Origin of the sequence: Streptomyces sp. NPDC088707, from assembly GCF_044752725.1 — a bacterium.
Lineage (GTDB): Bacteria > Actinomycetota > Actinomycetes > Streptomycetales > Streptomycetaceae > Streptomyces.
Map to the genome: position 1 here is coordinate 166,717 of NZ_JBIVLV010000009.1, position 25,397 is coordinate 192,113.

Annotated in this window: 29 protein-coding genes; 14 read left to right on the forward strand and 15 right to left on the reverse strand. The window is 71.7% G+C overall.

From position 1 onward, the window contains the following. Positions 1-1,041: an ATP-binding cassette domain-containing protein gene (locus ACIP84_RS26180; RefSeq protein WP_355961757.1), complete on the reverse strand. Its 1,041-nt coding sequence runs from the start codon at positions 1,039-1,041 to the stop codon at positions 1-3. 135 nt (positions 1,042-1,176) lie between these two features. Then, a complete protein-coding gene (gene ilvA, locus ACIP84_RS26185) occupies positions 1,177-2,406 on the reverse strand; it encodes a threonine ammonia-lyase (protein ID WP_355961756.1) in 1,230 nt (409 codons plus the stop codon). 149 nt (positions 2,407-2,555) lie between these two features. Here ilvA and ACIP84_RS26190 point away from each other — a divergent pair, with 149 nt between their 5' ends. The 4 genes from ACIP84_RS26190 to ACIP84_RS26205 are packed head-to-tail and all read left to right on the forward strand — an operon-like array spanning position 2,556 to position 4,164. Further along, the gene (locus ACIP84_RS26190) at positions 2,556-3,155 is read left to right on the forward strand and encodes a MarR family winged helix-turn-helix transcriptional regulator (RefSeq protein WP_401800768.1); all 600 of its coding nucleotides are present in this window, start codon (positions 2,556-2,558) and stop codon (positions 3,153-3,155) included. 31 nt (positions 3,156-3,186) lie between these two features. Then, entirely contained in the window at positions 3,187-3,669 is a 483-nt protein-coding gene (locus ACIP84_RS26195) for a sigma factor-like helix-turn-helix DNA-binding protein (RefSeq protein WP_401800770.1), read from the forward strand. Then, complete coding sequence (locus ACIP84_RS26200; RefSeq protein WP_355961749.1) at positions 3,666-3,917, forward strand: hypothetical protein; 252 nt, start codon at positions 3,666-3,668, stop codon at positions 3,915-3,917. Before ACIP84_RS26195 ends, ACIP84_RS26200 begins: the two co-directional genes overlap by 4 nt. Positions 3,918-3,972: 55 nt before the next feature. Beyond that, positions 3,973-4,164 carry a DUF1059 domain-containing protein gene (locus tag ACIP84_RS26205; RefSeq protein WP_355961746.1) on the forward strand — a complete coding sequence of 64 codons (192 nt, stop codon included), beginning with the start codon at positions 3,973-3,975 and terminating at the stop codon, positions 4,162-4,164. 79 nt (positions 4,165-4,243) lie between these two features. Here the strand turns inward: ACIP84_RS26205 and ACIP84_RS26210 are convergent, their stop codons facing one another. Then, positions 4,244-5,398, reverse strand: coding sequence for a cystathionine gamma-synthase (locus ACIP84_RS26210; protein ID WP_355961744.1), 1,155 nt, complete (start codon positions 5,396-5,398; stop codon positions 4,244-4,246). A gap of 73 nt (positions 5,399-5,471) precedes the next feature. On the opposite strand from ACIP84_RS26210, the gene ACIP84_RS26215 reads away from it, so the two are divergent. Then, on the forward strand, positions 5,472-6,578 hold the full coding sequence (locus tag ACIP84_RS26215; RefSeq protein WP_266968717.1) for a hypothetical protein: 1,107 nt from the start codon (positions 5,472-5,474) through the stop codon (positions 6,576-6,578). A gap of 124 nt (positions 6,579-6,702) precedes the next feature. Continuing rightward, positions 6,703-7,365: a peptide-methionine (S)-S-oxide reductase MsrA gene (gene msrA / locus ACIP84_RS26220; RefSeq protein WP_355961740.1), complete on the forward strand. Its 663-nt coding sequence runs from the start codon at positions 6,703-6,705 to the stop codon at positions 7,363-7,365. Between the two features lie 67 nt (positions 7,366-7,432). Here the strand turns inward: msrA and ACIP84_RS26225 are convergent, their stop codons facing one another. Together ACIP84_RS26225 and ACIP84_RS26230 are read right to left on the reverse strand one after the other, a co-directional pair. Beyond that, positions 7,433-7,789 carry a DUF1330 domain-containing protein gene (locus ACIP84_RS26225; RefSeq protein ID WP_401800774.1) on the reverse strand — a complete coding sequence of 119 codons (357 nt, stop codon included), beginning with the start codon at positions 7,787-7,789 and terminating at the stop codon, positions 7,433-7,435. A gap of 177 nt (positions 7,790-7,966) precedes the next feature. Next, positions 7,967-9,019, reverse strand: a complete 1,053-nt coding sequence (locus tag ACIP84_RS26230) for an NAD(P)-dependent alcohol dehydrogenase (RefSeq protein ID WP_355961734.1) — start codon at positions 9,017-9,019, stop codon at positions 7,967-7,969. 128 nt (positions 9,020-9,147) lie between these two features. On the opposite strand from ACIP84_RS26230, the gene ACIP84_RS26235 reads away from it, so the two are divergent. Next, on the forward strand, positions 9,148-10,017 hold the full coding sequence (locus ACIP84_RS26235) for a helix-turn-helix transcriptional regulator (RefSeq protein ID WP_355961731.1): 870 nt from the start codon (positions 9,148-9,150) through the stop codon (positions 10,015-10,017). Positions 10,018-10,147: 130 nt separating this feature from the next. Here the strand turns inward: ACIP84_RS26235 and ACIP84_RS26240 are convergent, their stop codons facing one another. Then, entirely contained in the window at positions 10,148-11,413 is a 1,266-nt protein-coding gene (locus tag ACIP84_RS26240) for an Ig-like domain-containing protein (protein ID WP_209496524.1), read from the reverse strand. A 216-nt stretch (positions 11,414-11,629) separates the two neighbouring features. Beyond that, complete coding sequence (locus ACIP84_RS26245) at positions 11,630-11,971, reverse strand: hypothetical protein (protein WP_401800777.1); 342 nt, start codon at positions 11,969-11,971, stop codon at positions 11,630-11,632. Between the two features lie 111 nt (positions 11,972-12,082). Between ACIP84_RS26245 and ACIP84_RS26250 the strand changes: the two genes are divergently transcribed. Continuing rightward, on the forward strand, positions 12,083-12,352 hold the full coding sequence (locus tag ACIP84_RS26250) for a hypothetical protein (RefSeq protein WP_401800779.1): 270 nt from the start codon (positions 12,083-12,085) through the stop codon (positions 12,350-12,352). Positions 12,353-12,467: 115 nt separating this feature from the next. Here the strand turns inward: ACIP84_RS26250 and hutH are convergent, their stop codons facing one another. Then, positions 12,468-14,009, reverse strand: a complete 1,542-nt coding sequence (gene hutH, locus ACIP84_RS26255; RefSeq protein WP_355961988.1) for a histidine ammonia-lyase — start codon at positions 14,007-14,009, stop codon at positions 12,468-12,470. 547 nt (positions 14,010-14,556) lie between these two features. On the opposite strand from hutH, the gene ACIP84_RS26260 reads away from it, so the two are divergent. After that, positions 14,557-14,709, forward strand: a complete 153-nt coding sequence (locus ACIP84_RS26260) for a hypothetical protein (RefSeq protein ID WP_401800781.1) — start codon at positions 14,557-14,559, stop codon at positions 14,707-14,709. A 312-nt stretch (positions 14,710-15,021) separates the two neighbouring features. Here the strand turns inward: ACIP84_RS26260 and ACIP84_RS26265 are convergent, their stop codons facing one another. Next, positions 15,022-15,213, reverse strand: coding sequence for a DUF397 domain-containing protein (locus ACIP84_RS26265; RefSeq protein WP_401800783.1), 192 nt, complete (start codon positions 15,211-15,213; stop codon positions 15,022-15,024). Continuing rightward, on the reverse strand, positions 15,206-16,027 hold the full coding sequence (locus ACIP84_RS26270; RefSeq protein WP_401800785.1) for a Scr1 family TA system antitoxin-like transcriptional regulator: 822 nt from the start codon (positions 16,025-16,027) through the stop codon (positions 15,206-15,208). The genes ACIP84_RS26265 and ACIP84_RS26270 overlap by 8 nt, the downstream gene beginning before the upstream one ends. 110 nt (positions 16,028-16,137) lie before the next feature. Here ACIP84_RS26270 and ACIP84_RS26275 point away from each other — a divergent pair, with 110 nt between their 5' ends. Then, the gene (locus ACIP84_RS26275; RefSeq protein ID WP_401800787.1) at positions 16,138-16,377 is read left to right on the forward strand and encodes a hypothetical protein; all 240 of its coding nucleotides are present in this window, start codon (positions 16,138-16,140) and stop codon (positions 16,375-16,377) included. Positions 16,378-16,397: 20 nt separating this feature from the next. After that, the gene (locus ACIP84_RS26280; RefSeq protein ID WP_401800789.1) at positions 16,398-16,622 is read left to right on the forward strand and encodes a hypothetical protein; all 225 of its coding nucleotides are present in this window, start codon (positions 16,398-16,400) and stop codon (positions 16,620-16,622) included. A gap of 169 nt (positions 16,623-16,791) precedes the next feature. Here the strand turns inward: ACIP84_RS26280 and ACIP84_RS26285 are convergent, their stop codons facing one another. Next, positions 16,792-16,935 (reverse strand): DUF6342 family protein, encoded by a 144-nt coding sequence (locus tag ACIP84_RS26285; protein ID WP_401800791.1) that lies wholly within the window; start codon positions 16,933-16,935, stop codon positions 16,792-16,794. Between the two features lie 136 nt (positions 16,936-17,071). Between ACIP84_RS26285 and ACIP84_RS26290 the strand changes: the two genes are divergently transcribed. Next, on the forward strand, positions 17,072-18,133 hold the full coding sequence (locus ACIP84_RS26290) for a hypothetical protein (protein WP_401800793.1): 1,062 nt from the start codon (positions 17,072-17,074) through the stop codon (positions 18,131-18,133). 892 nt (positions 18,134-19,025) lie between these two features. Here ACIP84_RS26290 and ACIP84_RS26295 read toward each other — a convergent pair. The 4 genes from ACIP84_RS26295 to ACIP84_RS26310 all read right to left on the reverse strand — a co-directional run bounded on the left by ACIP84_RS26295 (position 19,026) and on the right by ACIP84_RS26310 (position 23,355). Next, complete coding sequence (locus ACIP84_RS26295) at positions 19,026-20,222, reverse strand: diguanylate cyclase domain-containing protein (RefSeq protein WP_401800796.1); 1,197 nt, start codon at positions 20,220-20,222, stop codon at positions 19,026-19,028. An 80-nt stretch (positions 20,223-20,302) separates the two neighbouring features. Then, the gene (locus ACIP84_RS26300) at positions 20,303-21,097 is read right to left on the reverse strand and encodes an enoyl-CoA hydratase/isomerase family protein (protein ID WP_401800798.1); all 795 of its coding nucleotides are present in this window, start codon (positions 21,095-21,097) and stop codon (positions 20,303-20,305) included. Between the two features lie 60 nt (positions 21,098-21,157). Next, positions 21,158-22,300, reverse strand: a complete 1,143-nt coding sequence (locus ACIP84_RS26305) for an adenylate/guanylate cyclase domain-containing protein (RefSeq protein WP_355969590.1) — start codon at positions 22,298-22,300, stop codon at positions 21,158-21,160. Positions 22,301-22,509: 209 nt separating this feature from the next. Next, on the reverse strand, positions 22,510-23,355 hold the full coding sequence (locus tag ACIP84_RS26310; protein ID WP_401800801.1) for a biotin--[acetyl-CoA-carboxylase] ligase: 846 nt from the start codon (positions 23,353-23,355) through the stop codon (positions 22,510-22,512). A gap of 134 nt (positions 23,356-23,489) precedes the next feature. Between ACIP84_RS26310 and ACIP84_RS26315 the strand changes: the two genes are divergently transcribed. Together ACIP84_RS26315 and ACIP84_RS26320 are read left to right on the forward strand one after the other, a co-directional pair. Further along, entirely contained in the window at positions 23,490-25,082 is a 1,593-nt protein-coding gene (locus ACIP84_RS26315; protein ID WP_401800803.1) for an acyl-CoA carboxylase subunit beta, read from the forward strand. Between the two features lie 33 nt (positions 25,083-25,115). Beyond that, complete coding sequence (locus ACIP84_RS26320) at positions 25,116-25,328, forward strand: acyl-CoA carboxylase epsilon subunit (RefSeq protein ID WP_073910099.1); 213 nt, start codon at positions 25,116-25,118, stop codon at positions 25,326-25,328. Positions 25,329-25,397: the final 69 nt, after the last annotated feature.

A 25,397-nucleotide genomic window follows, 5' to 3' on the forward strand; every position in this document is an offset into this window, starting at 1 on the left:
TCACTCGGCCGCCTCCTTCACGCGCCGGCCGCCACGGCCGCCCGGCCGGGACTCTCCGTCCGACCCGCCGTTCTCCTCCGCCTCCCGCTCGGCCACGTGACCGGTGAGGGAGAGGAAGACGTCGTCGAGGGTGGGGCGCCGCAGCCCGATGTCGTCGATCTCCACACCCACCGCGTCCAGGTCGCGGATGACCTCGGCGAGCAGCTTCGCGCCGCCGGCGACGGGGACCGTGAGCTTGCGGGTGTGCTCCTCGACGGACACCTCGCCGTGGCCGATGCCCTCGATGCCGTAGCGCGCGAGGACCCCCCGGGCGTCCACGATCATCCCCGACTCGTGCACGACGACCTCGACGCGCTCGCCGCCCGTCTGGGCCTTGAGCTGGTCGGACGTGCCGCGCGCGATGACCTTGCCGCGGTCGACCACGCAGATGTCGTGGGCGAGGTGGTCGGCCTCCTCCAGGTACTGCGTGGTGAGCAGCAGGGTCGTACCGCCCGCGACGAGCTCCTTGATGACCTCCCACAGGCCCTGCCGGTTGCGGGGGTCGAGGCCGGTGGTCGGCTCGTCCATGAACATGACCGGCGGGGACACGACGAGGGCGGCCGCGAGGTCGAGGCGGCGGCGCATGCCGCCGGAGTACGTCTTCGCGGTGCGGTCGGCGGCGTCGGCGAGGTGGAACCGCTCCAGGAGCTCGTCGGCCCGCACCTTCGCGTCCTTCGCCCTCATCTGGTAGAGCTGCCCGACCATCTGCAGGTTCTCGCGGCCGGTGAGGTACTCGTCGACGGCCGCGAACTGACCGGAGAGCCCGATCCTGCGGCGCACCTCGTCGGGGTCCTTGAGGACGTCGATCCCGGCGACGACGGCCCGGCCGCTGTCGGGCCGGAGAAGGGTGGTCAGCACACGCACGGCGGTCGTCTTCCCCGCGCCGTTCGGGCCGAGCAGACCCAGGACGGTCCCCTCGGGGACGTCGAGGTCCACGCCGTCCAGAGCTCGTACGTCGCCGAAGGTCTTCACCAGACCCTCGGCGTAGATCGCGCCTGGCATGTGGGTACTCCCAGGGAGATACGGACGTTGAATTCGGGCGTTTCCCACCGATCCTAGGTTCGCCCGAGCCGCCCCGCCCAGCGAATATGTGATCCGGGCCACATGATCATGCGACGCGCGTGTGCGGCGCCGGGCTCAGCCCAGCACCGTGTACCCCGCGTCCCGCAGGGCGTCCGCCACCTCGCGGCAGTGCTCCGGACCCTTCGTCTCCAGGTGCAGCTCGACCTCCGCCTCGGTCAGACCGAGCCGCGGATCGGTCCGCACATGGCTGACGTCCAGGACGTTCGCGTCGGCCACCGTCAGCACCGCGAGCAGCGTCGCCAGGACCCCCGGCCGGTCCGTGACCCGCAGCCGCAGACTCAGATAGCGGCCCCCGGCCGCCATGCCGTGCCGCAGGATCCGCTGGAGCAGCAGCGGGTCGACGTTCCCGCCGGACAGGACCGCCACCACCGGGCCCTCGACCGACCTCGGGTCGCTGAGCAGCGCCGCGACCGGACTGGCGCCGGCCGGCTCGACGACCAGCTTCGCCCGCTCCAGACAGAGCAGCAGCGCCGAGGAGAGGGCGTCCTCGGAGACCGTACGGACCTCGTCGACGTACTCCTGGACCAGCGCGAACGGCACATCCCCCGGCCGCCCCACCTTGATCCCGTCCGCCATCGTCACCGGCGACTCGACCACCACCGGGTGCCCGGCCGCCAGCGAGGGCGGGTAGGCGGCGGCGCCCTCCGCCTGCACGCCGATCACCCTCACGTCCGGACGCACCGACTTCACCGCGAGCCCGATGCCCGCGGCGAGACCGCCGCCGCCGACGCCCACCAGGATCGTCCGGACCTCCGGGCACTGCTCCAGGATCTCCAGACCCACCGTGCCCTGCCCGACGATGATGTCGGGATGGTCGAAGGGATGGATGAAGACGGCGCCGGTCTCCCGCGCGTACCGCTCCGCCGCCGCCAGCGTCTCGTCCACGACATGGCCGTGCAGCCGAACGTCGGCACCGTACTCCCGGGTCGCCGCGACCTTCGGCAGCGGCGCCCCGACCGGCATGAAGACGGTCGCGTGCACACCGAGCAGGTTCGAGGCGAGCGCCACACCCTGCGCGTGGTTGCCCGCCGACGCGGCGACGACCCCCGCCGCCCGCTCCTCGGGCCGCAGCCCGGCGATCCGTACGTACGCCCCGCGCAGCTTGAACGAACCCGTCCGCTGGAGGTTCTCGCACTTGAGGTGAACAGGCGCCCCCACCAGCGACGACAGATGGCGGCTGCCCTCCATCGCCGTCATCCGGGCCACCCCGGACAGCATCTTCTGCGCCCCCCGTACGTCGTCGAGCATCAGCCGGTGCAAGGGGTCTGGCGTACGGAAGCTCATGACAGCAAGTCTCGCAGCTCACGGCCCTGGTGGCCGCCCGGCGACCGGGTCCCCCAGCGGGTTTGCGCAGCCCCGGTACGGACCTCCCCGGGGCCGCGTACTCTGTCCCCCACCAACCGACCACCCCCGCACGAGAGAGACCCACAGCCATGCCCACATCTCAGGACATGACGACTGAGTTCGACCCCGGTCTCCTCGATGCCCTCCAGCACCAGGTGGCCGTCTTCGCCCGCCGGGCCGAGCAGACCCGCCTCGGTGGCACCGGCCAGCTCCGCAACTCCATGGACCGCGCCGCCTACCTGCTCCTCAACCGCCTTGACCAGGAAGGACCGATGGGCGTCAAGGCCCTGGCCGCGGGCATGGGCATCGACTCCTCGACGGTCACCCGCCAGGTCGCCCCGCTCGTCGACACCGGCCTGGTCAAGCGCACCTCGCACCCCGAGGACGGGCGCGCGGTCGTGCTCCAGCTGTCACCCCGCGGACTCGCCCGCCTGGAGGAGGTCCGCTCCTCGCGCCGCCAGCTGATGGTGGAGGTCACCGAGGGCTGGACGCCGGACGAGCGGGAGTCCTTCTGCACCCTGCTCACCCGCTTCAACACCGCCCTGTCCGCACGGCAGTCGGCGCACACCGGCGGACCCGCGACGGAGTCCGCCGCCACGGCGCCGCCCGCCCCGCCGGCGCCGCCGGGAACCGCGTCCACCACCGAGAGCCCCGCCGACGGGACGAGCGAGTCCACGCAGACCTCTTGACCCCGCCCCCGCGCTGTCCTCAGATGAGGACGTGGGACAGCAGCGGAACGGACCCCGTACCGAACGCGCCTACCGCACCCGAGAGTTCGACGCGTTCGTGGCCGGGGCGGCAGGCCGGCTGCTGCACACCGCGACCCTGCTCACCGCCGAGACCCGCACCCGCAACCCGTACGCCCAGGCCCTGCTGACCGCCGCCCTGGCGCACACCTACGCGGTGTGGGAACGGCTTCGGGACGAGGACCCGTACGAACTCACCCGACGCGCGCTCGCCCTCCGCTTCGCCCGCAGCGCCTGGCGGCATCACGGCGGCCGCGGCGGCGTGCTCTCCGCCCTCCACCCGCAGGAACGGCTCGTCGTCGTCCTCCGACTGTACGAAGGGGTCGGCGAGGAACAGGTCGCGGCACTCCTGGGCCTGCCCGAGGCCCGCGTCAGGGCCGTCCACGCCCGGGCGGTGGCCGCCCTGAGGGCGACCCGCGGCAGCGCGGGAAAGCCGGCCGGGAGAACCGCCGCATGAACCGGTACGAGGACAAGGAGGCCGCGGTCCGGCGCCTGCTCGACACCCCGCACCCGCCGGTCCCCGGCGGCCTGGCCGGAGAGGCCGCGGAACGCGGCACCCGGCTGCTCCGACGGAACCGGGCGGTGCGACGGCTGGCATGGACCCTGTTCGCGCTCGCGGTGCTCGCCTTCGTCCTCTGGGCATCGGTGGCACAGCCCTGGGAGCCCCCGGCAGCCGAGACCACACCGCCGTTCGACGGCGTGTGAGGACGGTCCTAGCCTGGAAGGAGGGGCCTGCCCGCAGGCCCGTCAGGAGGTCGTCATGGCCAGGAAAGCAACCGACTGCCGGGACACCCCGAGCGTCTCCGGCTGCTCGCTCTACATGTCGGGCGAGGAGGAGGAACTCGTACGGGCCGCCGTCCAGCACGTGGTCTCCGTCCACGAGCACACGGACAGCCCCGAACTCCGCGCGGAGATCCGGGCCTCCATGAAGGAACCGCTGCCCGGCACCTGAACGAACGGCACTCCGTACGACGGGCCGGGCGGGCGCTCCGCAGCACCACGGGAGCGCCCGCCCGACCCCGTACCGGCGACTAGCCCAGCGCCTGCCGCAGGTCGGCCAGCAGGTCGTCGACGTTCTCGATGCCCACCGAGAGACGGACGAGGTCGGCCGGGACCTCCAGAGCGGAACCCGCGACGCTCGCGTGGGTCATCCGGCCCGGGTGCTCGATGAGGGACTCGACACCGCCGAGGGACTCACCGAGGGTGAAGAGCCGCGCACGGTTGCAGACCTCGACGGCCGCCTCCTCGCCACCCTCCACACGGAACGAGATCATGCCGCCGAAGGAACGCATCTGCTTGGCGGCGATCTCGTGCCCCGGGTGCTCCGGGAGACCCGGGTAGAGGACCTGGGTGACCTTCGGGTGCTGGGTCAGCATCTCGACGATCTTCTCGGCGTTCTCGCTGTGCCGGTCCATGCGGACCGCGAGGGTCTTGATGCCGCGCAGCACGATCCACGAGTCGAAGGGACCCGCGACCGCACCCATCGCGTTCTGGTGGTACGCGAGCTCCTCGCCGAGCGCCTCGTCGGCCGTCACCAGCGCACCGCCGACGACGTCGGAGTGGCCGCCCATGTACTTGGTGAGGGAGTGCACGACCACGTCCGCGCCCAGCGCCAGCGGCTGCTGGAGGTACGGCGAGGCGAACGTGTTGTCCACGACGAGCTTCACGCCGGCCTGCCGGGCGACGCCCGCGATCGCCTCGATGTCGGTGATGCCGAGCAGCGGGTTCGACGGGGTCTCGACCCAGATCAGCTTCGTACGGTCGTTGACGGCGGCGCGCACCGCCTCGACGTCGGAGGTATTCGCGACGGAGAAGTCGACGCCCCAGCGCTGCACGACCTTGGCGAAGAGCCGGAACGTGCCACCGTAGGCGTCGTTCGGGATGACCACGTGGTCGCCCGGCGCGAGGAGCGCCCGCAGCAGGCAGTCCTCGGCGGCCAGGCCCGAGGCGAAGGCGAGCCCGCGCCGGCCGCCCTCCAGTGCCGCCAGGTTCTCCTCAAGGGCCGTACGGGTGGGGTTGGCGCTGCGGCTGTACTCGTAACCGCCGCGCAGTCCGCCCACGCCGTCCTGCTTGTAGGTGGACACCTGGTAGATGGGCGGGACGACCGCGCCGGTCAGCGGGTCCGCGGTGTTGCCCGCGTGGATCGCGCGGGTCTCGAAGCTCTGGTGAGAGTGCTGGTCGCTCATGTGTCAGGAGCGTAGTCCCGAGCGGCCCCCGGCGCCGCGATCGTCTCACCGTGCGTCCTGGACAATGGACACCATGGAGATTCTCTGGTTCCTGATCGCGCTGGGCCTGTTGTTCGGCGTCCTCGGCCCCTACCTGCTGCGCCGCCGTGGTGGCGGGATCCGTCAGGTCGCGCCGGGCGCCCCGGACGCGGCGGATCCGGAGGCGTACGGATTCGTGCGGCAGGAGGACCAGGACGTACGGCTCCCGGGCGCGGACGACGAGCTCCTGCACGTCCTCGACGTCGTCCAGGCCACCCAGGACTGGCGGGCCGCGTCGCGGCTGCTCGCCGCCACCGACAAGGAGGGCGAGGTGCGCTGGCAGCGCGTCCAGGCCTTCGCGGGCGCCGCTTCCCTGGAGCTGCAGGAGCGGCCCGGCGTCGGCGGCGCGTGGCTGCGGACCTGGCGGGCGGAGGCCCCGAAGGACGCGGGCGGCGCGGCGGTGCACGGCGAGTTCCTGGTGCAGCAGGCCTGGCGTTCCTCGGCGGCGGGGACCGACGACTTCCGGATCATCCTGGAGGAGGCGCGGAAGGTCACCGACGAGGCGGCGCTGCTCGCCCCGGGCGACCCGGTCCCGTACATCACGCAGCTCGCCGTGGCCCGCGGTCTCGGCTACAGCCACGAGGAGTTCGACCAGGTGTGGGCGCGGGTCATCGACCGTGCGCCGCAGCACATGGGTGCCCACCTGGCGGCCCTGCACTACTGGTGCGAGAAGTGGCACGGCTCCCGCGAGGAGGCCGACCACTTCGCGACGACGGCCGCGGCGCGCGCCCCCCGGGGTTCGCTGCTCGCGGCGCTCCCGCTGTTCGCGGTGTACGAGCACGTGCCGGACGTGGTGCTCGTCCAGGACTTCTTCCGTACGGCCGTGGTGTCGAAGGCGATGGACGGCGCGCTGTACGCGGTGCACTCGGCCCGGCCCGACGACCCGATGCTGGCGCACGTCCGTCATCTGCTCGTCTGGTTCCTGGTACGCGGCGAGCGCTGGGCGGAGGCCATGCACCAGCTGGTGAAGGTCGACGGGCACGTGGGCGCGGTGCCGTGGACGCTGAGCGGTGACCCGGCGGCGGAGTTCACGGTCTTCCGGAACCTGGCGGTGGCGGGGTACGAGGCGAACGGCGGCAACCCGGCGACGCTGCCGCGCTGACGGCGCGGACCGCGGGGAGCCCGCGGCCGCACGGCTTCCCGCGGGGCGGGGAGGGGCCCCTCGGGGAATCCCTCCCCGCCCTTCGGCGTTGTGACCACTGCCGACCGTCGAGGAGAGATGCAGCATGTTCCTGTCCCGCACCCCCGTCCTCCCCACTCCCGAGCAGGCCCTGCGCGGCCGCCCCGAGCCGGAGTTCGCCGTTCCCGAGCGCCACACGGTCCTCGGCAACCCGCTCCTCGGCCCGTACCCGGAGGGCCTGGAGGTCGCCGACTTCGCCCTCGGCTGCTTCTGGGGCGCCGAACGCAAGTTCTGGCAGACCGACGGCGTCTGGACCACTCTCGTCGGCTACCAGGGCGGCTACACGCCGAACCCGGCCTATGAGGAGGTCTGCTCGGGCCTGACCGGGCACACCGAGGCCGTCCGGGTCGTCTTCGACCCGTCGAAGGTCTCGTACGAGTCCCTCCTGAAGCTCTTCTGGGAGTCCCACGACCCGACCCAGGGCTTCCGCCAGGGCAACGACGTGGGCACCCAGTACCGCTCGGCCGTCTACACCCACTCCCCCGCCCAGGCCGGGACCGCCGACGCCTCCCGCGAGGCCTACCAGAAGGTCCTGACGGGCTCGGGCTACGGCACGATCAGCACGGAGATCCTTCCGGCGGAGGGCCGGACCTTCTATCCGGCGGAGGGATACCACCAGCAGTACCTGGACAAGAACCCGGCGGGCTACTGCGGCATCGGCGGCACGGGCGTCTCCTGCCCGATCGGGGTCGCCAAGGCCGACGGCTGACGATCCGAGGGCCGGGCCCCGCCGGATGAGTTGGGCGGGCTTCGGCGGCCGGCGGCTGGAGCTCCGCTCAGGCCTGGTCGCCTGACGCGGCCCGCATGGCCGCGGCCGTCGCCGCGGGGTCGTACCCGTCGGCGACGCCGTCGATGAGGAGGATGTCGCCGGCCATGTGACGGGTGCGGAGCGGTATGAGGGCCTGGTAGGCGTCGGAGTCGTACCAGGCGCGGGCGTTCTCGTACGACGGGAAGCCGATGATGACGACGGCGCCCGGCCAGTCGCCCTCGGGGACCTCACGGGCGGGTGCGCCGTGGACGAGGAAGCGGCCGCCGAAGGGGTCCAGGGTGCCCTGGACGCGCTCCATGTAGGTGAAGACCTCCTCGTCGAGGACGGGCTTCGGGTGCAGGTTTCCGATGGCGTATGCGGTCATGACGCAAGAATGCCGGGGCAGGGCGTACGGGGTCGATTACCTCGCAGGTCATGCCCCGGCATCATGCGCGGGCGTCGCGCGTGGGCGCCGTGCACCCGAGTCATGCGCGAGCGCCGTGCACCCGAGTCGTGCGCGGGCGTCATGCGCCCGAGCCGTGCTCCCGGGTGCGCGCGGGCGTCAGATCGTCGACGCGTCGATCACGAAGCGGTAGCGGACGTCGCTGGCGAGCACCCGCTCGTACGCCTCGTTGATCTGCTCGGCGCGGATCAGCTCGATCTCCGCGCCGAGACCGTGCTCCGCGCAGAAGTCGAGCATCTCCTGCGTCTCGGCGATGCTGCCGATCATCGAGCCCGCGAGGGTCTTGCGGCCGCCGATGAGGGAGAAGAGGTTGACGGAGACGGGCTCCTCGGGGGCGCCGACGTTGACCAGGGCGCCGTCGGTCTTGACCAGGCCGAGGTAGGCGTTGAAGTCCAGCGGCGCGGAGACCGTGGAGATCACCAGGTCGAAGGTGCCGGCCAGCTCGGTGAAGGTCGCCGGGTCGCTGGTGGCGTAGTAGTGGTCGGCGCCCAGCTTCAGGCCGTCCTCCTGCTTCTTCAGGGACTGGCTGAGGACGGTCACCTCGGCGCCGAGCGCGTGGGCGATCTTGACGCCCATGTGGCCGAGGCCGCCGAGGCCGACGATCGCGACCTTCTTGCCGGGGCCGGCCTGCCAGTGGGCGAGCGGCGAGTAGAGGGTGATGCCGGCGCAGAGCAGGGGCGCGGCCTCGTCGAGGCCGATGCCCTCGGGGATGCGCAGGGTGTAGTTCTCGTCGACGACGATGTGGCTGGAGTAGCCGCCGTAGGTGGGCTCGCCGTTCTTGTCGAGGGCGTTGTACGTACCGGTCCCGCCCTTGACGCAGTACTGCTCCAGGCCCTGCAGGCAGTACGCGCACTCCCGGCAGGAGTCGACGAAGCAGCCGACGCCGACCCGGTCGCCGACCTGGAAGCGGCTGACCCCGGGGCCGACCTCGGCGACGACTCCGGCGATCTCGTGGCCCGGGACCATCGGGAAGATGCCCTCGCCCCAGCCGTCACGGGCCTGGTGGATGTCGGAGTGGCAGATGCCGGAGTACTTGATCTCGATGAGGACGTCGTGCTCGCCGACGGGCCGGCGCGGCACGGTGGTGCGCTCCAGCGGGGCGTTGGCGGCGGGTGCGGCGTACGCGGGGACGGTGGTCACGTTCGTGGTCATGGCCCCAGCCTGCGCGAGGGGGCGGGCATCACCCAGTCCCCTGTTCTGCCTACGTCCAGCGTGCCTACCACTGGCAGGGACAGGAACAGTCGTCCGCCGGGACGGAGGACCTGGGATAATCGGGACGCATGGATCTCAGTGCCGAACTCAGCGAATTCCTGCGCTCGCGCCGGGCCCGTCTGAAGCCGGAGGACGTGGGTCTGCCGGAGTTCGGGCGCCACCGCCGGGTGCCCGGGCTGCGCCGCGAGGAGCTGGCGCAGCTGGCCGGGGTGTCGGTGGCGTACTACACCCGGCTCGAACAGGGCAACGGCCGCAACGTGTCCATGGAGGTGCTGGACTCGATCGCGCGGGCCCTGCGGCTGAGCGACACCGAGCGGGCGCATCTCACGCATCTGGCGAAGCCGACGGCGAAGAAGAGGCAGCACCGGGCGGCGATCGCCCGTCCCCAGCAGGTGCGGCCGGGTCTGCGGCATCTGCTGGACGCGATGGAGGGCATCCCGGCGTTCGTCGTGGGCCGGCGGCTCGACGTCCTCGCCTGGAACCGGATGGCGCGGGCTCTGATGGGCGACTTCGAGGCGATGGAGCCGGCCGAGCGGAACGTGGCGAGGATGGTCTTCCTGGGGCCCAACTCGCGTGATCTCTATCGGGACTGGGAGTGCAAGGCGACCGAGGTGGTGAGCGTGCTGCGGTTGTACGCGGGCTGCTACCCGGAGGATCCGGCGCTGCTCGCACTGGTCGGCGAACTGTCGATACGCAGCGAGGAGTTCCGCTCGCTGTGGGCGGCGCACACGGTCGCCGACAAGGGGCACGGGACGAAGGTGCTGCGGCATCCGCTGGTGGGCGAGATGACGCTGACGTACGAGAGCATGCAGGTGGCGGGCGGCGACCCCGACCTGGTGCTGATCACGTACCAGGCGGAGCCGGGCTCGGCGTCGGCGGACGCGCTGCGGCTGCTGGCGCAGTGGGGTGTGGACGAGAGCGTGGACGTGCGGAAGTAGCGAGAGTGGCGAGACGACGGCAGCGGCCCCCTCCCGGTGCGGAAGTGGGCGACGGCAGCGGCCCCCTCCCGGTACCGGGAGGGGGCCGCTCTCGCGCGGGGACGCGGCTGTGTCGCCGCGTCGCGGGGGATCAGGCGGCCGAGCCGGCCTTCCAGTCCGCCCAGCTCATGTTCCAGCCGTTGAGGCCGTTGCTGGGGGCGATCGTCTTGTCCTTGGAGTTCTTGACGATCACCACGTCGCCGACGATCGAGTGGTCGTAGAGCCAGGCGGCCTGCTGGTTCGGGTCGCCGGCGCCCTTGACGTCGTTCAGGCCGACGCAGCCGTGGCTGGTGTTGGCCGAGCCGAAGATCGAGTCCGGGCCCCAGTAGTTGCCGTGGATGAACGTGCCCGACGTGGACAGGCGCATGGCGTGCGGCACGTCCTTGATGTCGTACTCGCCCTTGCCGTCGTCGTCGGTGAAGCCGACGGTCGCGCCGTTCATCCGGGTCTCCTTGAACTTCTCGGAGATCACCATCTGACCGTTGTAGGTCGGGTTGTCCGGGGAGCCGGCGGAGATCGGGATGGTCTTGATCGTCTTGCCGTCCTGGGTGACCGTCATGGTCTTGGTGGCGACGTCGACGGTGGAGACCTGGTTGCGGCCGATCTTGAAGGTGACGGTCTTCTGCTGGACGCCGAAGACACCGTCGGCGCCCTCGACGCCGTCGAGGTCGAGCTTGAGGGTGACGGTCGAGCCCTCGGTCCAGTAGTCGTCCGGGCGGAAGTCGAGGCGGGTGCCGTCGAACCAGTGCCCGACGACCTCCTGGCCGCTGCTGGAGGTCACCGTGATGCCGGCCTGGACGGCCTTCTTGTCGGTGATGGCCTTGTTGAAGTTGATCGAGACCGGCATGCCGACGCCGACGGTCGAGCCGTCCTCCGGCGTGAAGTTGCCGATGAAGCTGTTGGCCTTGGAGACCGTGGTGAACGAGGAGTTCTCGTGCGCCTCCAGGCCCTCCGCGTCCGTGGCCGTGGCGGCGATCTTGTAGACCGTGGCGCGCTCCAGCTGGCCGGACGGCTTCCAGCTCAGGCCGTCGGCGGCTATCTCGCCCTTGACGGCCTCACCCTCGGCGGAGGTCATGACGACCTCGGTGAGCTTGCCCTCGGTGACGGAGACCTTGGCGTCGTTGTTGATGGAGGCGTTCTGCGCGCCGTTCTTCGGCGAGATCGTGATCTTCGCCTTGGACGTCTTCTGCGCGGCCGCCTCGTCGACCTGGGCCTGTGACTGCGGTGTCGCCGAGCCGGAGGCGCCCTTGTCCTCGTCGTTGCACGCCGAGAGCACCAGCACACCGCTGAGCACGACGGCCGCGGCGGCCAGGCTCCTGCGGCGGCGCTTGCCGTCCGTCATCACACGCTTCTCCATCGTCGCCGATTCCTGTCAACTTCTTGATAAGAACGCCCATGACACCCCGTCCGGTTCCGGAAGCGGAGCGGTTGTGGGGAACACCACTGATCGACACGCCCGTACGGTCCCGCCCGGTTCCCGGAGCCGCAGTGGCCCCCGTCACCCGTCGGGCCCCTGGCGCACCACGGGCCCCGGGACGGCGTCCCGAGGCCCGCGAACAGGTCGGATACCGGTCTACGACCGGTCGTCGTCGTCTTCCTCCTGCCCATCTTCCTCGCCGAGATCCCACTCCAGCGCATCGGGGTCGTACTCGATCTCCTCACTGCTCCAGGAGGCCTGGACCATCTCGATGCCGGGGACGTCGCGGATCAGGTCGAAGGGCTCGACGAGGTACGCGAGGGCCTCGGCGCTGTCCTCGTGCGCGGCGGCACGGGCGGGCACCCGCTCCTCCTCGGGCATGAACTCGTCGGCGTCGATCCGGGCCTCGGCCGCCGAGGCCAGCTCGGCCGGTCCGTCGATCTCCAGGACCACATCGACCCGAAGGCGTACATAGCGCGGTGTCTCAGAAGTACTCATGGGTCGGAGCGTAGGCGCCCGGGGGCTCCCGGCTTTCCCACGACCCGCTGTGTTCATTAGCATCGGCGCACCGACCAATTCGCGGTTTCCGCAAGGGGGATCGAAATTTCCGTGTCCGCCGCCCGACGCCCACTGCTGACCGCGACCGTTGCGGGCACGCTCCTGTGCGCCCTGTGGTTCGTCCCGTCCGCCAACGCCACCGACAAGCAGGGCGGGGTGCGGATCGGGGTGACCCAGGACGGCCCCGCCACGGGCGACGGGCACCTGGCGGAGACCGGCGGCCGGGACACCGTGCCGTATCTGCTCGGCGGGACGGGTTTCCTGGGGGTCGGGGCGGGTTTCGTGGCGCTGGCGATGCGCCGCCGCGACCGGACGTCCTGAACGGCCGTTTCCGTACGCGCGTGAGGCCGCCTTCCGTACGTGCGTGAGGCCGCCTTCCGTACACACGTGAGGCCCGCCCCGGGAAGTCCGGGACGGGCCACGCGTCTTCTCCGGGTTACGCCAGGGGGCCGGTGACCGGCTCCACTGCGGCGAGCAGCTTTCCTTCGCGTACGAAGGTGTCGGCGGCCGCCAGGTCGGGGGCGAGGAACCGGTCCGGGCCGGGGCCCTGGACGCCGGCCGCGCGCAGCGCCTCGATGGCGGCGGCGGAGGCGGGCGCCGGGGACAGGCCGTGGCGGAGCTCGATGCCGCGGGTGGCGGCGTACAGCTCGACGGCGATGATCCGGTTGAGGTTGCCGATCGCGGTGCGCAGCTTGCGGGCGGCGGACCAGCCCATGGAGACGTGGTCCTCCTGCATCGCCGAGGACGGGATGGAGTCGGCGGAGGCCGGGACGGCGAGCCGCTTCATCTCGCTGACCAGGGCGGCCTGCGTGTACTGGGCGATCATCAGGCCCGAGTCGACGCCGGCGTCGTCGGCGAGGAAGGGCGGCAGGCCGTGCGAGCGGTTCTTGTCGAGGAGCCGGTCGGTGCGGCGCTCGGCGATGGAGCCGAGGTCGGCGGCGGCGATGGCGAGGAAGTCGAGGACGTACGCGACGGGGGCGCCGTGGAAGTTGCCGTTGGAGCGGACCTGGCCGTCGGGGAGGACCACCGGGTTGTCGACGGCGGCGGCCAGCTCGCGCTCGGCGACGAGCAGGGCGTGGGCCATGGTGTCGCGGCCTGCGCCGGCGACCTGCGGGGCGCAGCGGACGGAGTAGGCGTCCTGGACGCGGGGGGCCTCGCCGCTCTGGAAGTGACCGGTGAGCTCGGAGCCCTTGAGCACGGCCAGCATGTTGGCGGCGGAGGCGGCCTGGCCCGGGTGCGGGCGGATGGCGTGCAGCTCGGGTTCGAGGACCTTCTCGGTGCCGAGGAGGGCTTCGAGGGAGAGTGCGGCGGTGATGTCGGCCGACTTGTAGAGGGTGTCGAGGTCGGCGAGGGCCATGATCAGCATGCCGAGCATGCCGTCGGTGCCGTTGAGGAGGGCGAGGCCCTCCTTCTCCTTGAGCTCGACGGGGGCGATGCCGTGGGCGGCGAGCAGCTCGCCGGCGGGCCGGAGCTCGCCGTCGGGGCCCTCGGCGTCGCCCTCGCCCATGAGCGCGAGGGCGCAGTGGGAGAGCGGGGCGAGGTCGCCGGAGCAGCCGAGGGAGCCGTACTCGTGCACGACCGGGGTGATGCCGGCGTTGAGGACGTCGGCCATGGTCTGGGCGACCTCGGGGCGGACGCCGGTGCGGCCGGAGGCGACGGTCTTGAGCCGCAGGAACATCAGGGCGCGGACGACCTCGCGCTCGACGCGCGGGCCCATGCCGGCGGCGTGCGAGCGGACGATGTTGCGCTGGAGCTGGGCGCGGAGCTCATGGCCGATGTGCCGGGTGGCGAGCGCGCCGAAGCCGGTGGAGACCCCGTAGACGGGCTCGGGCTTGGCGGCGAGCGCGTCGACGATGTTGCGGGCGGCGGCCAGGGCCTCCACGGCCTCGGGCGACAGCTCGACGCGGGCGCCGTGGCGGGCGACGTCGATGACGTCCTGCGGGGTCGTGCCGGACGTGCCGAGGACGACTGTCTGCATATCCATATTCAGCACCCTACGGATTGAAGACCAACCTGTCACTAGGTGAGGGGTCACCGGCTCGACAGGGGACGGCCCCTTACCGGACCGTGAGCACCGGCCCACCCGACCGAGGCCGCCGGACCGGTGGTCACCGGCGGGGTCCCAGTCTGCCGCCCGAGGGCGCCGGCGACGCGGGAGGCGGCGCCGGGGGACGTCGCGGAAGGGCTGGAGGGAGAGCCGGAGAGAGCAGTCTCCAGGGTCGCCCCATGACGAGAAACACCCCGCCGCGCCCCCTCGACGTCGAGGTGCTCTTCCCGGAACCGGCCGCCCACCGGGGCACCACCACCCGCCTGCGTCGGCGGCCCCGGCCTCTCGGAGAGCTCGGTCGGCGGCCCGATGCTGTGGCCCGCGGACAAACCGTGGCCGATGTGCACGGAGGTCCACGGACGAGGGCGCGGGCGACGCCCCGAGGACATCCGCCGCGGGCATGAGGCCCGCGCGGCGGCGCATGCGCGGGAACCGTACGAGGGCCTGACTCGTCGAGGAGCTGGAGCACGCGCACCGGGTGCCAGGGGCGAGCGAGGACGATCCGCTGCCGATCACCGGCCTGGCGCAGCTGTACGCAGGCGACGTCCCGGACCTTCCGGCGGGTCCGGACGGCGCCGACCTGCTCCAGACCTTCTGGCGCCCGTACGGCATGTTGCTCCACGTGCGCTGACGGAGGGCGGCGGGGGCGACCGACGTCCTGACGACCCACCCGGGTCCGGAGGCCGTCGGCTACGAGGGATACGTCCCCGAGTCCTGCGTGCTACACCCGGAGCAGGTGGTCACGTACCCCTTCGCCGGGCTGCTGTCGGACGATCTGTGCACACGGATCGACGCGTGGGAGGAGGCGGAGGAGGAGCGGAGGGCCTGCGCCCCCACCCGGCGGCCCTGCCGACCGGAGTCGTCGTCGGCAACCACGGCGAACTGAACGTCTTCACCTGCCCGGCCGATCCGGGGCATCCGGCGCGGTGGAGCGTGCAGTGGGTCAGACGGCGCAGGTCCGCGCGAAGGCGGTGAAGGCGGCCCAGGCGGCGGGGGCGGCGGTGAGCTCGCCCCTGGCGCGGTCCTTGGTGTCGCGGACGCGAACCCGGGAGAGGTTGTCGGCGACTTCGATGCAGGCGTCGTTGTCGTTGCCGCTGTACGTGCTCTTGTGCCAGTTCGGCAAGGTCTCAGTCATCGTGTTCCTTCGCGATCGCGCGCATCAGTTCAAGGGATGCCCGGACGCCCAGAGCACCCTGCTGCAGCAGATCATAGACACGCTGGAAACGCATCACCTCGCTTGGTTCCTCTGTGTAGTTGCCGGTGCTGAACCCCTCCGTGTAGGCCCCGCGCTCCCCCTTGGGGAGGGTGAGGAGCGCGACAGAACCAGCCACCGGCTCCCCCTTCATGGGGAGCACCTGGATGTTCACGTGGGGGCGTTCGCACAGGGCGAGAAGGTGCTCGATCTGCTCCCGCATCACCTGGCCGCCTCCCATGTCGCGGCGCAGGCAGGCCTCGTCGAGCACGATCATCATCCACGGCGGGTCGGGCCGGTCGAGGACGGACTGCCGTTCGAGGCGTCTGCGCACGTAGTCGCCGATCTGGGCCGAGTCGCCCGCCAGACCCGCGCCCATCACCGCCCGCGCGTAGCCGCCGGTCTGCAGCAGCCCCGGCACGACGATGGAGAACTCGTGCATGGCGGTGGCTTCGAGCTGCCGACGCATATAGGTCTTCGCGTAGTCGCGCACGTTCTGCTCGGTGAGGATCTTCACGAGGTTCACGAGGGTTCCGGGAAGAAGGCGGAGGACCACCTCCAGCTTCCTCGCGAGGTCACGGTCCGGCGGGTCCTCGCCCAGCTCGATCGCGGAGATCCGGCTCCCGCTGCTGAAGACCTTCGCCCCGACGTGCGCCTGCGTCCACTCGCGCCCGAGGGCCAGGCGCGCCTCGCGCACCACGTTGCCGAGGTACTGCTCGACGCTGTCCCCAGGGTCGAGTTCCTTCGCTCCTGGCATATGCCTCGTTCCTCACCTGCACGTCGGGAGCTCAACTCCTGGTGAGCGTAGGGCGGTACGCACCATCGTGGAGGCGGTCCGGAGGAGATCCATCAGAAAGTGAGCTCTCCATGCGCACACCCCCCACCCCACCTCCCATCCGCCCCGTCTCCGAGCCCGAGGCCGCCCAGGTGTTCCGGGACCTCAAGGCCGCCATGGACACCGCCGGACTCTCCACCAGCGGCCTCTACCGGGACGTGACGCGCTCGCCCGGGGGTGACGTCCACCGCTACGGACTCGGGGCCGTCGGCGTGAGCGGCGCCAAGCGGCTCACCGCCCTCCTCCGTGACGCACGACGGGCCACGCCGTGAGGTACCGCGTCGGGGACGTCGTGACCGACGCCCAGCGCGCGCTCACCGGGCAGGTGCGGTACGTGCACGGGAACCTGCTGACCCTGGTCCGCCCCAGTGGCCACCTCTGGGAGGCGGCGAAGGACGAATGCTGGACGGCGAGCCCGCAGGAACGCGCGAGCCTGACCCCGCGCGGAGCCGTCCGCGTCATCAGCACGTCGGCACCCGCGCGACGCGGCGGATCCGAAGTCGACACCGCCGACTAGAACATCAGGCGGCGCGGAGCGACGCGCCACGTCTCCCCGAGGCCATGACCCGCCGGAGAGCGCCGCAGCCGGTCGGCCTCGCCCAGGACCACACCGGATGTGGTCCTGGGCCACCAAGCCGCGACCGCCGCCGCCTTCGTACGGCCGGCGAGGCGGTTCGACGAACCGCCTAGTAGCCGAGGTCCTTCTGCTCGGTGATCAGGCGGCCGGCGAGGCGCAGGTTCCCGTCGGAGTCGAGCACGGCGATGATCTTCGTCGTGGAACCGTGGTGGGTGGTGAAGTCCGAAAAGAGCCGTGCCGGCCGCCCGGTCACTCGTACGGGCGATCTTCGCTCCGCGTGTCGTTGCGGGCATATGCCTGTGCGGTACGTTCGCAACAAATCGGCCCCCGTTGACGGCGGGAACCATCGACGAGGGCCTGAACCACTAGTGGAAACCACGAGTCCACCGATGATCTACCGCAACTTTATCGCGCCCTCGCGCGCCTTCAGCCAGTTCTCGCACGAGATCATCCGGCACCCGCGCCTCGACTCCCACGCCGCGCGCCTCCTCACCTGGCAACTCTCCCTCCCCGCACACGCACGGGAAACCCTGTCGGAGACCGCCAAACGCGCCCGGATCGGGGCGACTTCCTTCACCACGGCCAAGCGCCAACTGAAGGCCGAGGGGTTCGTGCACGAGCGTCGACTCCAGGTGGGCGGCGGGCTCTGGGTCACCCAACAGCTCGTCTCCAGCACCCCGTTACGCCCGGAGGAAGCAGCCAAGATCTTCGCCCGCATGCCCGTCCGGAGCGGCATCGAGCGGGTGTACTCGCAGGTGGCACCGGGTACCCCGGTCCCGACCGTCGGTCATCCGGAGACCCCGTCGTCCGACGGTCATCCAGAGAAAGACCGCAGGGAGCACACCTCCGACCTTCCGCCGGAAACCGAATCGGAGTCGGAACGGAGGTCGGAGTCGGAGCAGGAGCAGGAGCGGGAGCAGGAGCAGGAATCGGAGCAGGAGCCGCCGGGGGACGGGCCCAGAGTGGGTGACGCGGCTGGGACGGGCCCTGAGCCCGTCGATGAACTCCCGGGGGCGACCCGCCCCGACGCGCAACTAGACGAAGCACGCGCGCTCGTCGGCGCTTTGCCTCTCCTCTCGCCCGCCCTCCGGCACATCCCTCCCGGCATGCGTGACGAGCTCACCCGGCTCGCGGCGCGCTGGCTCGCCGCCGGGCACACCTCCGCCGACGTGCACGAGCACGTCCTGCGCGGCCTGCCCGGGGCAGGAACGCCCGTACAGCGGCCCGGCGGTCTCGTGCGGTACCTGCTCCGCGAGGTTCCGCCCCGCGCACTCCTGCGGCCCGAACAGTCCCCGCCCCGGTCCGGCCCTCGGCTCTCGTCACGCCTCCAAGGGGCGCGGGAGTGCGCGAGCGGCGCCCACACCCAGCCCATGCTCTTCAGGCCGGTCGCCGACGAGGCACTCTGCGCCGACTGCCTCGGGCCGGCCGCTCAGGGTGGGCCGGGTGTGTGAGTGGCGGGTGGGACCGCCCTCTTTCCGAGAGTCGCTCCTTCCGGTGGTGCGTCAAGGGCGCTCCTTCGTCGCGTCGGCTTCGCCGATTCCGCTGCGCTCCACCCTTGACCCACCACCTCCAGGAGCGAAAACACTCTCGGAGGGCGGTCCAGGGGGCCGGGTCCACGCCGGGCTTCGGGCAGTAGTCGGCGTCGGCTTGCGTGTGCCGGCCGGTGGGTGGGGGCTGGGTTTGTTGCGGGGGCCGGTGGGCGCAGTTCCGTGGGTTGGGGGTGCGCGGTTGTTGAATGGGGCGGTCGGGCTCTGGCTTAGCGAGTTGCGGTCGTTCGGGGTGGGGCTTCAGGCCCCGCTGGTCACTCCCGGTGGGTGGGGTTGGGTCAGGCGTGGACAACTGCGCGCTACTCCGAGTAACACTCCCCGGATTAAGCCCCATAAGGGGCGAATCGCCCTTATCGGGCGATGAAAGTGTAAGAAACTCACGCCGACCACTCCCCACCACCCACCGGGGGTGACCAGCGGGGCCTGAAGCCCAGCCCGAGGACGGCGGTCGGCCGCTAAGCGCCGCCGGGCCGCCCCATTCAACGGCCGCGCACTCCGAACCGACCGACGGAAGCCCACCGGCCCCGGCCGCAAGCCCAGCCCCCACCCACCGAGCGTCAGACGCCCACAACGCCCGGCCATTACCCGAAGCCCCGCGTGGCCACGCCCCCCGGCCGCCCTCCGAGTGTGAAAAGGCGGCCTCCGCCGCCGGGTCAAGGGTGGGCGCAGCCCATCGCGCAGCGACGCCGAAGGCGCCCTTGACGCGGTGGTGGAGGCCGCCACACTCGGAAAGAGGGCGGCCGCACCAGAAGCCCACCAGGCACCCCCACCCCAGACACCTCACCCGCCTCTACGGCTACGGCTCCTGCTCCCGCTCCCGCTCCTGTTCCGACTCCGACTCCGACTCCGCCCCCGGCCCCGGCCCCCGCCCCGGCGCCTCCACCGGTGGCGCATCCCTGAACCTCCGCCGGTCCCGGGCTCCCGGTGGGGCGTCCGCCAGGCGGATCACCGTGCCGTCTCGGCCCGCCACCACCGGTTTCGACGAGCGGGCCGCCTTCGCCTGGTACTGGGCCGCGTCCGCGAGGCGGAACAGGCGGCGGGCCGACCTCAGCGGGCCGATCGGGTCTCCCGTGGACGCCACCCCGCACGCCACGCCCTCGCCGAGTTCCAGCTCCGCCGCCCGTACGCAGAGCTCCTCCGCGACCGCCACCACCTCGTCCGCCGTCGGGCCGACCGTCAGGAGGCAGAACTCGTCGCCGCCGAGGCGCGCCGCCAAGGCGCCCGGGAGCATGGCTCCGCAGCGGGACAGGACGGATCCGAAGCGTTCGAGCAGCCGGTCGCCGACCGCGTGGCCGTGGGTGTCGTTGACCCGCTTCAGGCCGTTCAGGTCGCAGACCATCAGGCTGACCACCGAGCCGTCCACCCGGTAGCGCTCGATCGCCTCGTCCAGACGGGTGTCGACGGCCCGCCGGTTGGCGAGTCCCGTCAGGGGGTCGGTGAACGCGAGCTTGCGGACCTCCTCCAGGCGTTCCGCCTGCGCGATGCCCGCCGCGACCACCGCCGCGAGCACGGTGGCGAAGTCGGCGTCCGCGCGGGTGAAAGGTTTCTCCTGCGGTGGGCGGGCCACGTACAGCTCCCCCCACGCCCGCCCGTGCAGCACGATCGGGGCGACCACGCAGCAGCCGCGCCCCCGCCGCCTCAGGCCGGCCACCCGGCCCGTCGGGACCGGGTCCTCGGCCGTCTCCACCCAGGCGTCCGGCTCGCCGCCCCCCGCCCACTGCTCGTGCAGGAACTCGGTGATCTCGGGGAACTGGTGCACCGGATACGTCTCCGAGTCCGGGAACTCCTCCTCGCCCACGGCCCGCTCCCCCGCGTTCACCAGGACCTTGAGGCGTCCGTGGTCCCGCTGCCAGACGGAGAGGGCGGCGAAGGTGCCGTCGAGTCCGTCGCAGGACCCGAGCGCCGCCGCCCGCCAGAACTCGCGTGGAGTGTGCGCCGCCGCCATCCGCTGCGCCAGCGCCACTACGGCCCGCAGCCGTCCGTCCTCACCCATTCCTCCAGCTTAGGGAGGTTTGATACGTTTTCACCTTCGAGACGTCACCGTAAGTGACATATGGTGCAGAACCGTAGAACTTACTCACCCGGCCAGTTCGGCTTCCGCTTCTCGTTGAAGGCCGCCACACCCTCCGCACGGTCCCCCGAGAACGCCACCGAACGCCACGCCGCGTCCTCCACCTCAAGGCCCGCCCGCAGGTCCAGGCCCTGCCCCAGCCGCATGGCCTTCTTCGCGGCCCGCAGCCCGACCGGCGAGTTCGCCGCGATCCGGCCCGCGAGTTCCAGGGCCGCCGTCCGCGCGTCCTCCTCCAGGAGGTCGACCAGGCCCAGCTCGCGGGCCTCCGCGGCCTCCACCCTGCGGGCCGTGAAGACCAGCTCGGCCGCGCGCGCCGCACCCACCCGGCGCGGCAGCAGCTGCGTACCGCCGCCGCCCGGGATGACGCCCACGGACACCTCGGGGAGACCGACCACGGCGGTCGCGTCGGCCACGATCACGTCGCAGGCGAGTGCCAGCTCGAAGCCGCCGCCGAGGGCGAAGCCGTGCACGGCGGCGACGGTCGGCATGGGCAGTTCCAGGACGCCGGTGTAGGCGGCGCGGGCGGTCGGCCGCTGCCGGACCAGCTCGGCGTCGGTGAAGGAGTTGCGCTCCTTGAGGTCGGCGCCGACGCAGAAGGCCCGGTCGTTCGAGGAGGTCAGCACGGTGACGCGGACCGAGGGGTCGGCGGCGAGCGCGTCGCAGGCGGCGCCGAGGGAGCGGGCCATCGCGGAGGAGACGGCGTTCATCGCCTTGGGCCGGTCGAGGACCAGCTCGGCGACGTGCCCGTTCCCGTCCTTCCGGACCACCACGAACTCACCGAAGCGCTGCTCGGACATGACCGCACCCTCCCGATTCAGAGCCTGTTAACGGCTGTTAACAGGCGTTCACGGGAGATCCTAGGTCGGGCGGCGGGTCAGGAGCCAGGGTTCGACGACGCCGAGACCGCGGACGGGCCGCTGCCACATCGGCTGGAGCGCGAAGCGGTACGTGGCGGCCTGGCGGCCCTCCTTCTCCGCGCGGGCGGCCTCCTCGGCGGCCTGCGTCTCCGAGACGGGTGCCTCGCCCGTCCGGGACAGCTCCTCCGCGAGCGCGCCGTCGACGAGGACGGCGTCCTTCGGCGCTATCGAGGTGAGCCGGCTCGCCAGGTTCACGGTCGTGCCGAAGACGTCGCCCATCCGGGTCGTCACCGTGCCGAAGGCGATGCCGACGCGCAGCGCGGGCATCGTCTCGTCGTGGCTGAGGGTCTCGATCAGGCGCAGCGCGATCTCGGCGGCCGTTCCGGCGTCGTCCGCGGCGTACAGCACCTCGTCGCCGAGGGTCTTGATGAGCCGGCCGCCGTGCGCGGCGACCAGGTCGGCGCAGGTCGTCTCGAAGGCCTCGACCAGCTCGCCGAGCTCCTCCTCCTCCAGGCGCCGGGTCAGCCGGGTGAAGCCGACCAGGTCCGCGAAGCCGACCGCGAGCCGCCGGTCGACCATCTCCTCGTCGTCGGCGGCCTGCACGAGCACCCGGCCGGTGGCGGCGGCGAGCTGCCGCCGCCAGACGTAGATCAGGAACTCCTCCAGCTCGGGCAGGAGCAGCTCGACCAGCGGATACGTGACCTCGGTGCGGGTCATGCCGGGCTCGGGCGGCTCGGTGAGGCCCTCCAGGAAGGAGTCGATCTGCCATTCGGCGAGCCGGGCGGTGGTCTGTCCGGTGGAACGGGCGACCTGCACGGCCATCGGCTCGCTGAGCAGTCCGGCCTCGACGAGACCGGCGAGGCGGCGCAGCGCGAGGACGTCGGCCTCGGTGAGCGCCTTGGCCTGGCCGATGTCGGCGAAGCCCATGGCGCGCCAGAACCGGGAGGCGAGCTCCATGGAGACGCCGGCCGTGCGGGCGGCCTGGAAGGGGGTGTAGCGACGGTCCGCGCCGAGGATGAGCTGTTCGAGGCGGATGGCGAGCGGATCGTCGCTCGGCTCGGCCGTGTGGTCGACCTCGTGATGGGGGGTGGGGTACGTGGGAGGCTCGGGCGCGCCGCCCTCGTTCTCGTCGTCGACGGTCACCGGCCGCCTCCTGCCCGTTCCCTGCCCACTTGCCCTGCCGATCTGTCGCCCTGGATCGCGGTCCACGATACGACAGCTGTGGCTTGGCTCACGCCTTAACGGCTGCCGCCTGTGTTCTGGGCCTGTCGTGGCGGGCCCTTCGGCCGTGCGGGGCCCTCGGGGTGAACGGCCGCGAGGGCGCGCCGCGCGTGGGGTGGACGTCGGCCCGCCTACGTCCGCAGGTGGACGATGTCGCCCGCTCCCACCGCTTCCGTGCCGCCGCCCTCCGTGGCGACCACCAGGCGGCCGTCGCCGTCCAGGGCCACGGCTTCGCCCTCCAGCATCCGCTCGCCCGGCAGCTCGGCCCTGACGCGGCGGCCGAGGGTCGCGCAGCCGGCCGCGTAGGCCGCCTGGAGCCCGGATTCGGCGGGGTCTCCGTCGGCCCGTACCCAGTCGCCGTACCACTCGGCGAGGGAGCGCAGGACGGCGCGCAGGAGGGTGTCGCGGTCGGTGGAGACCGCGCCCGCGAGGAGGAGGGAACCGGCTGCCGGGACGGGGAGTTCCTCCTCACGGAGGGTGACGTTGATGCCGAGGCCGACGACGATGCCGTCCGCTCCGGCCCGCTCGGCGAGGATGCCGCCGGTCTTGCGTTCCTCGCCGCCGACGGAAACCAGGAGGTCGTTGGGCCACTTGAGGGACATGTCGACCCCGGCGGACTTCGCGAGGCCGGTCGCCGCGGCGACGCCGGTGAGCAGCGGGAGCCAGCCCCAGCGGTGGACCGGCACCTCGGGCTTGAGGAGGACGGAGAGGAAGAGCCCGGAGCGGGCGGGTGCCGTCCAGCTGCGGTCGAGGCGGCCGCGGCCGGAGGTCTGCTCCTCGGCGACGAGCACGGCGCCCTCGGGCAGCTCGTCGGCGCGGGCGGCGAGGTCGCTGTTGGTGGATCCGGTGCTCGTGACCACGTCGAGCGAGGTCCACAGGCCGTCGGGGAGGACGAGGGCGCGGCGCAGTGCGGGGGCGTTCAGCGGGGGCCGGTCGAGGTCGGACCAGGGTCCGCCGGAGCCTTGGGAGGACGTCATGCAAGCCAGACTAGGTGTGGCAAAGACCGCAGTGCCGAACCGTATCGGCGTCGATACGCTACGGCTCAGTAGCTGAGCAGTAGCCCATTCGTAGTCAACGAACCCCCCGTGACCAGGCAGGGAGCCGTATCCCGATGTCCGAGCCGGCAGAGCAGTACGAGATTGACATTCACACGACCGCAGGCAAGATCGCGGACCTCAAGCGCCGTATCGACGAGGCCACTCACGCCGGCTCGGAGCGTGCGGTGGAGAAGCAGCACGCGAAGGGCAAGCTGACCGCGCGCGAACGGATCGCCCTGCTGCTCGACGAGGGGTCGTTCGTCGAGCTGGACGAGTTGGCCAGGCACCGGTCGACCAGCTTCGGGCTGGAGAAGAACCGTCCGTACGGAGACGGTGTCGTCACCGGCTACGGCACGGTGGACGGGCGTCCGGTGGCCGTGTTCTCGCAGGACTTCACGGTCTTCGGCGGGGCGCTCGGCGAGACGTACGGCCAGAAGATCATCAAGGTGATGGACTTCGCGCTGAAGACGGGCTGCCCCGTCATCGGCATCAACGACTCCGGCGGCGCCCGCATCCAGGAGGGTGTGAGCGCGCTCGGCATGTACGGCGAGATCTTCCGCCGCAACACGCACGCCTCCGGGGTGATCCCGCAGATCTCGCTGGTCGTCGGCCCGTGCGCGGGCGGTGCGGTGTACTCCCCCGCGATCACCGACTTCACGGTGATGGTGGACCAGACCTCGCACATGTTCATCACGGGTCCCGACGTCATCAAGACGGTGACCGGTGAGGACGTGGGCTTCGAGGAGCTGGGCGGCGCCCGGACGCACAACGCGACCTCGGGCGTGGCGCACCACATGGCGGGTGACGAGAAGGACGCCGTCGAGTACGTGAAGTCCCTGCTGTCCTACCTTCCGTCGAACAACCTCTCGGAGCCGCCGACGTTCCCGGAGGTCGCGGACACCGAGGTGACGGACGAGGACCGGGAGCTGGACACGCTGATCCCGGACTCGGCGAACCAGCCGTACGACATGCACAGGGTCATCGAGCACGTGCTCGACGACGGTGAGTTCCTGGAGACGCAGTCGCTGTTCGCGCCGAACATCCTGACCGGTTTCGGCCGGGTGGAGGGCTTCCCGGTCGGTGTGGTCGCGAACCAGCCGATGCAGTTCGCGGGTTGCCTCGACATCGACGCGTCGGAGAAGGCCGCGCGGTTCGTCCGCACCTGCGACGCGTTCAACATCCCGGTGCTCACGTTCGTGGACGTGCCGGGCTTCCTGCCGGGCGTGGACCAGGAGTACGGCGGCATCATCCGGCGGGGCGCGAAGCTGATCTACGCGTACGCGGAGGCCACGGTCCCGCTGATCACGGTGATCACGCGGAAGGCCTTCGGCGGGGCGTACGACGTCATGGGCTCCAAGCACCTGGGCGCGGACCTGAACCTGGCGTGGCCGACGGCGCAGATCGCGGTCATGGGCGCGCAGGGGGCGGTCAACATCCTGCACCGCAGGACGATCGCCGAGGCGGAGGACCAGGAGGCGGAGCGGGCGCGGCTGATGCGGGAGTACGAGGACGCCCTGCTCAACCCGTACACGGCGGCCGAGCGCGGGTACATCGACGGGGTGGTCCTGCCGTCGGACACCCGCCCGCAGATCGTGAAGGGGCTGCGTCAGCTGCGGACGAAGCGGGAATCCCTGCCTCCGAAGAAGCACGGCAACATCCCGCTCTAGGCCTCTTCGGACCTGACCCTTCAAGGAGTCGACATGATCAAGGTCGTACGAGGAAACCCGACCCCGGAGGAGTTGGCCGCCGCACTGGCGGTGGTTCAGGCGCGGGCCGCGGCGTCGGCGGCGGCGTCCGCCGACGGCGGCGGCCCGGCGGTGCCGGAGGGCTGGTCGGACCCGTCCCGGATCGCACGGTCGGTGCGCCACCGGCCGGGTCCGCGGGCGTGGGCGCGGTCGTACTGGCCGGTGTAGCCGGTCGTGGAACGGTGAGAAGGGCCGGACTCCCCCCGTGGGGGCCCGGCCCTTCTCGCGTCCCTGCCA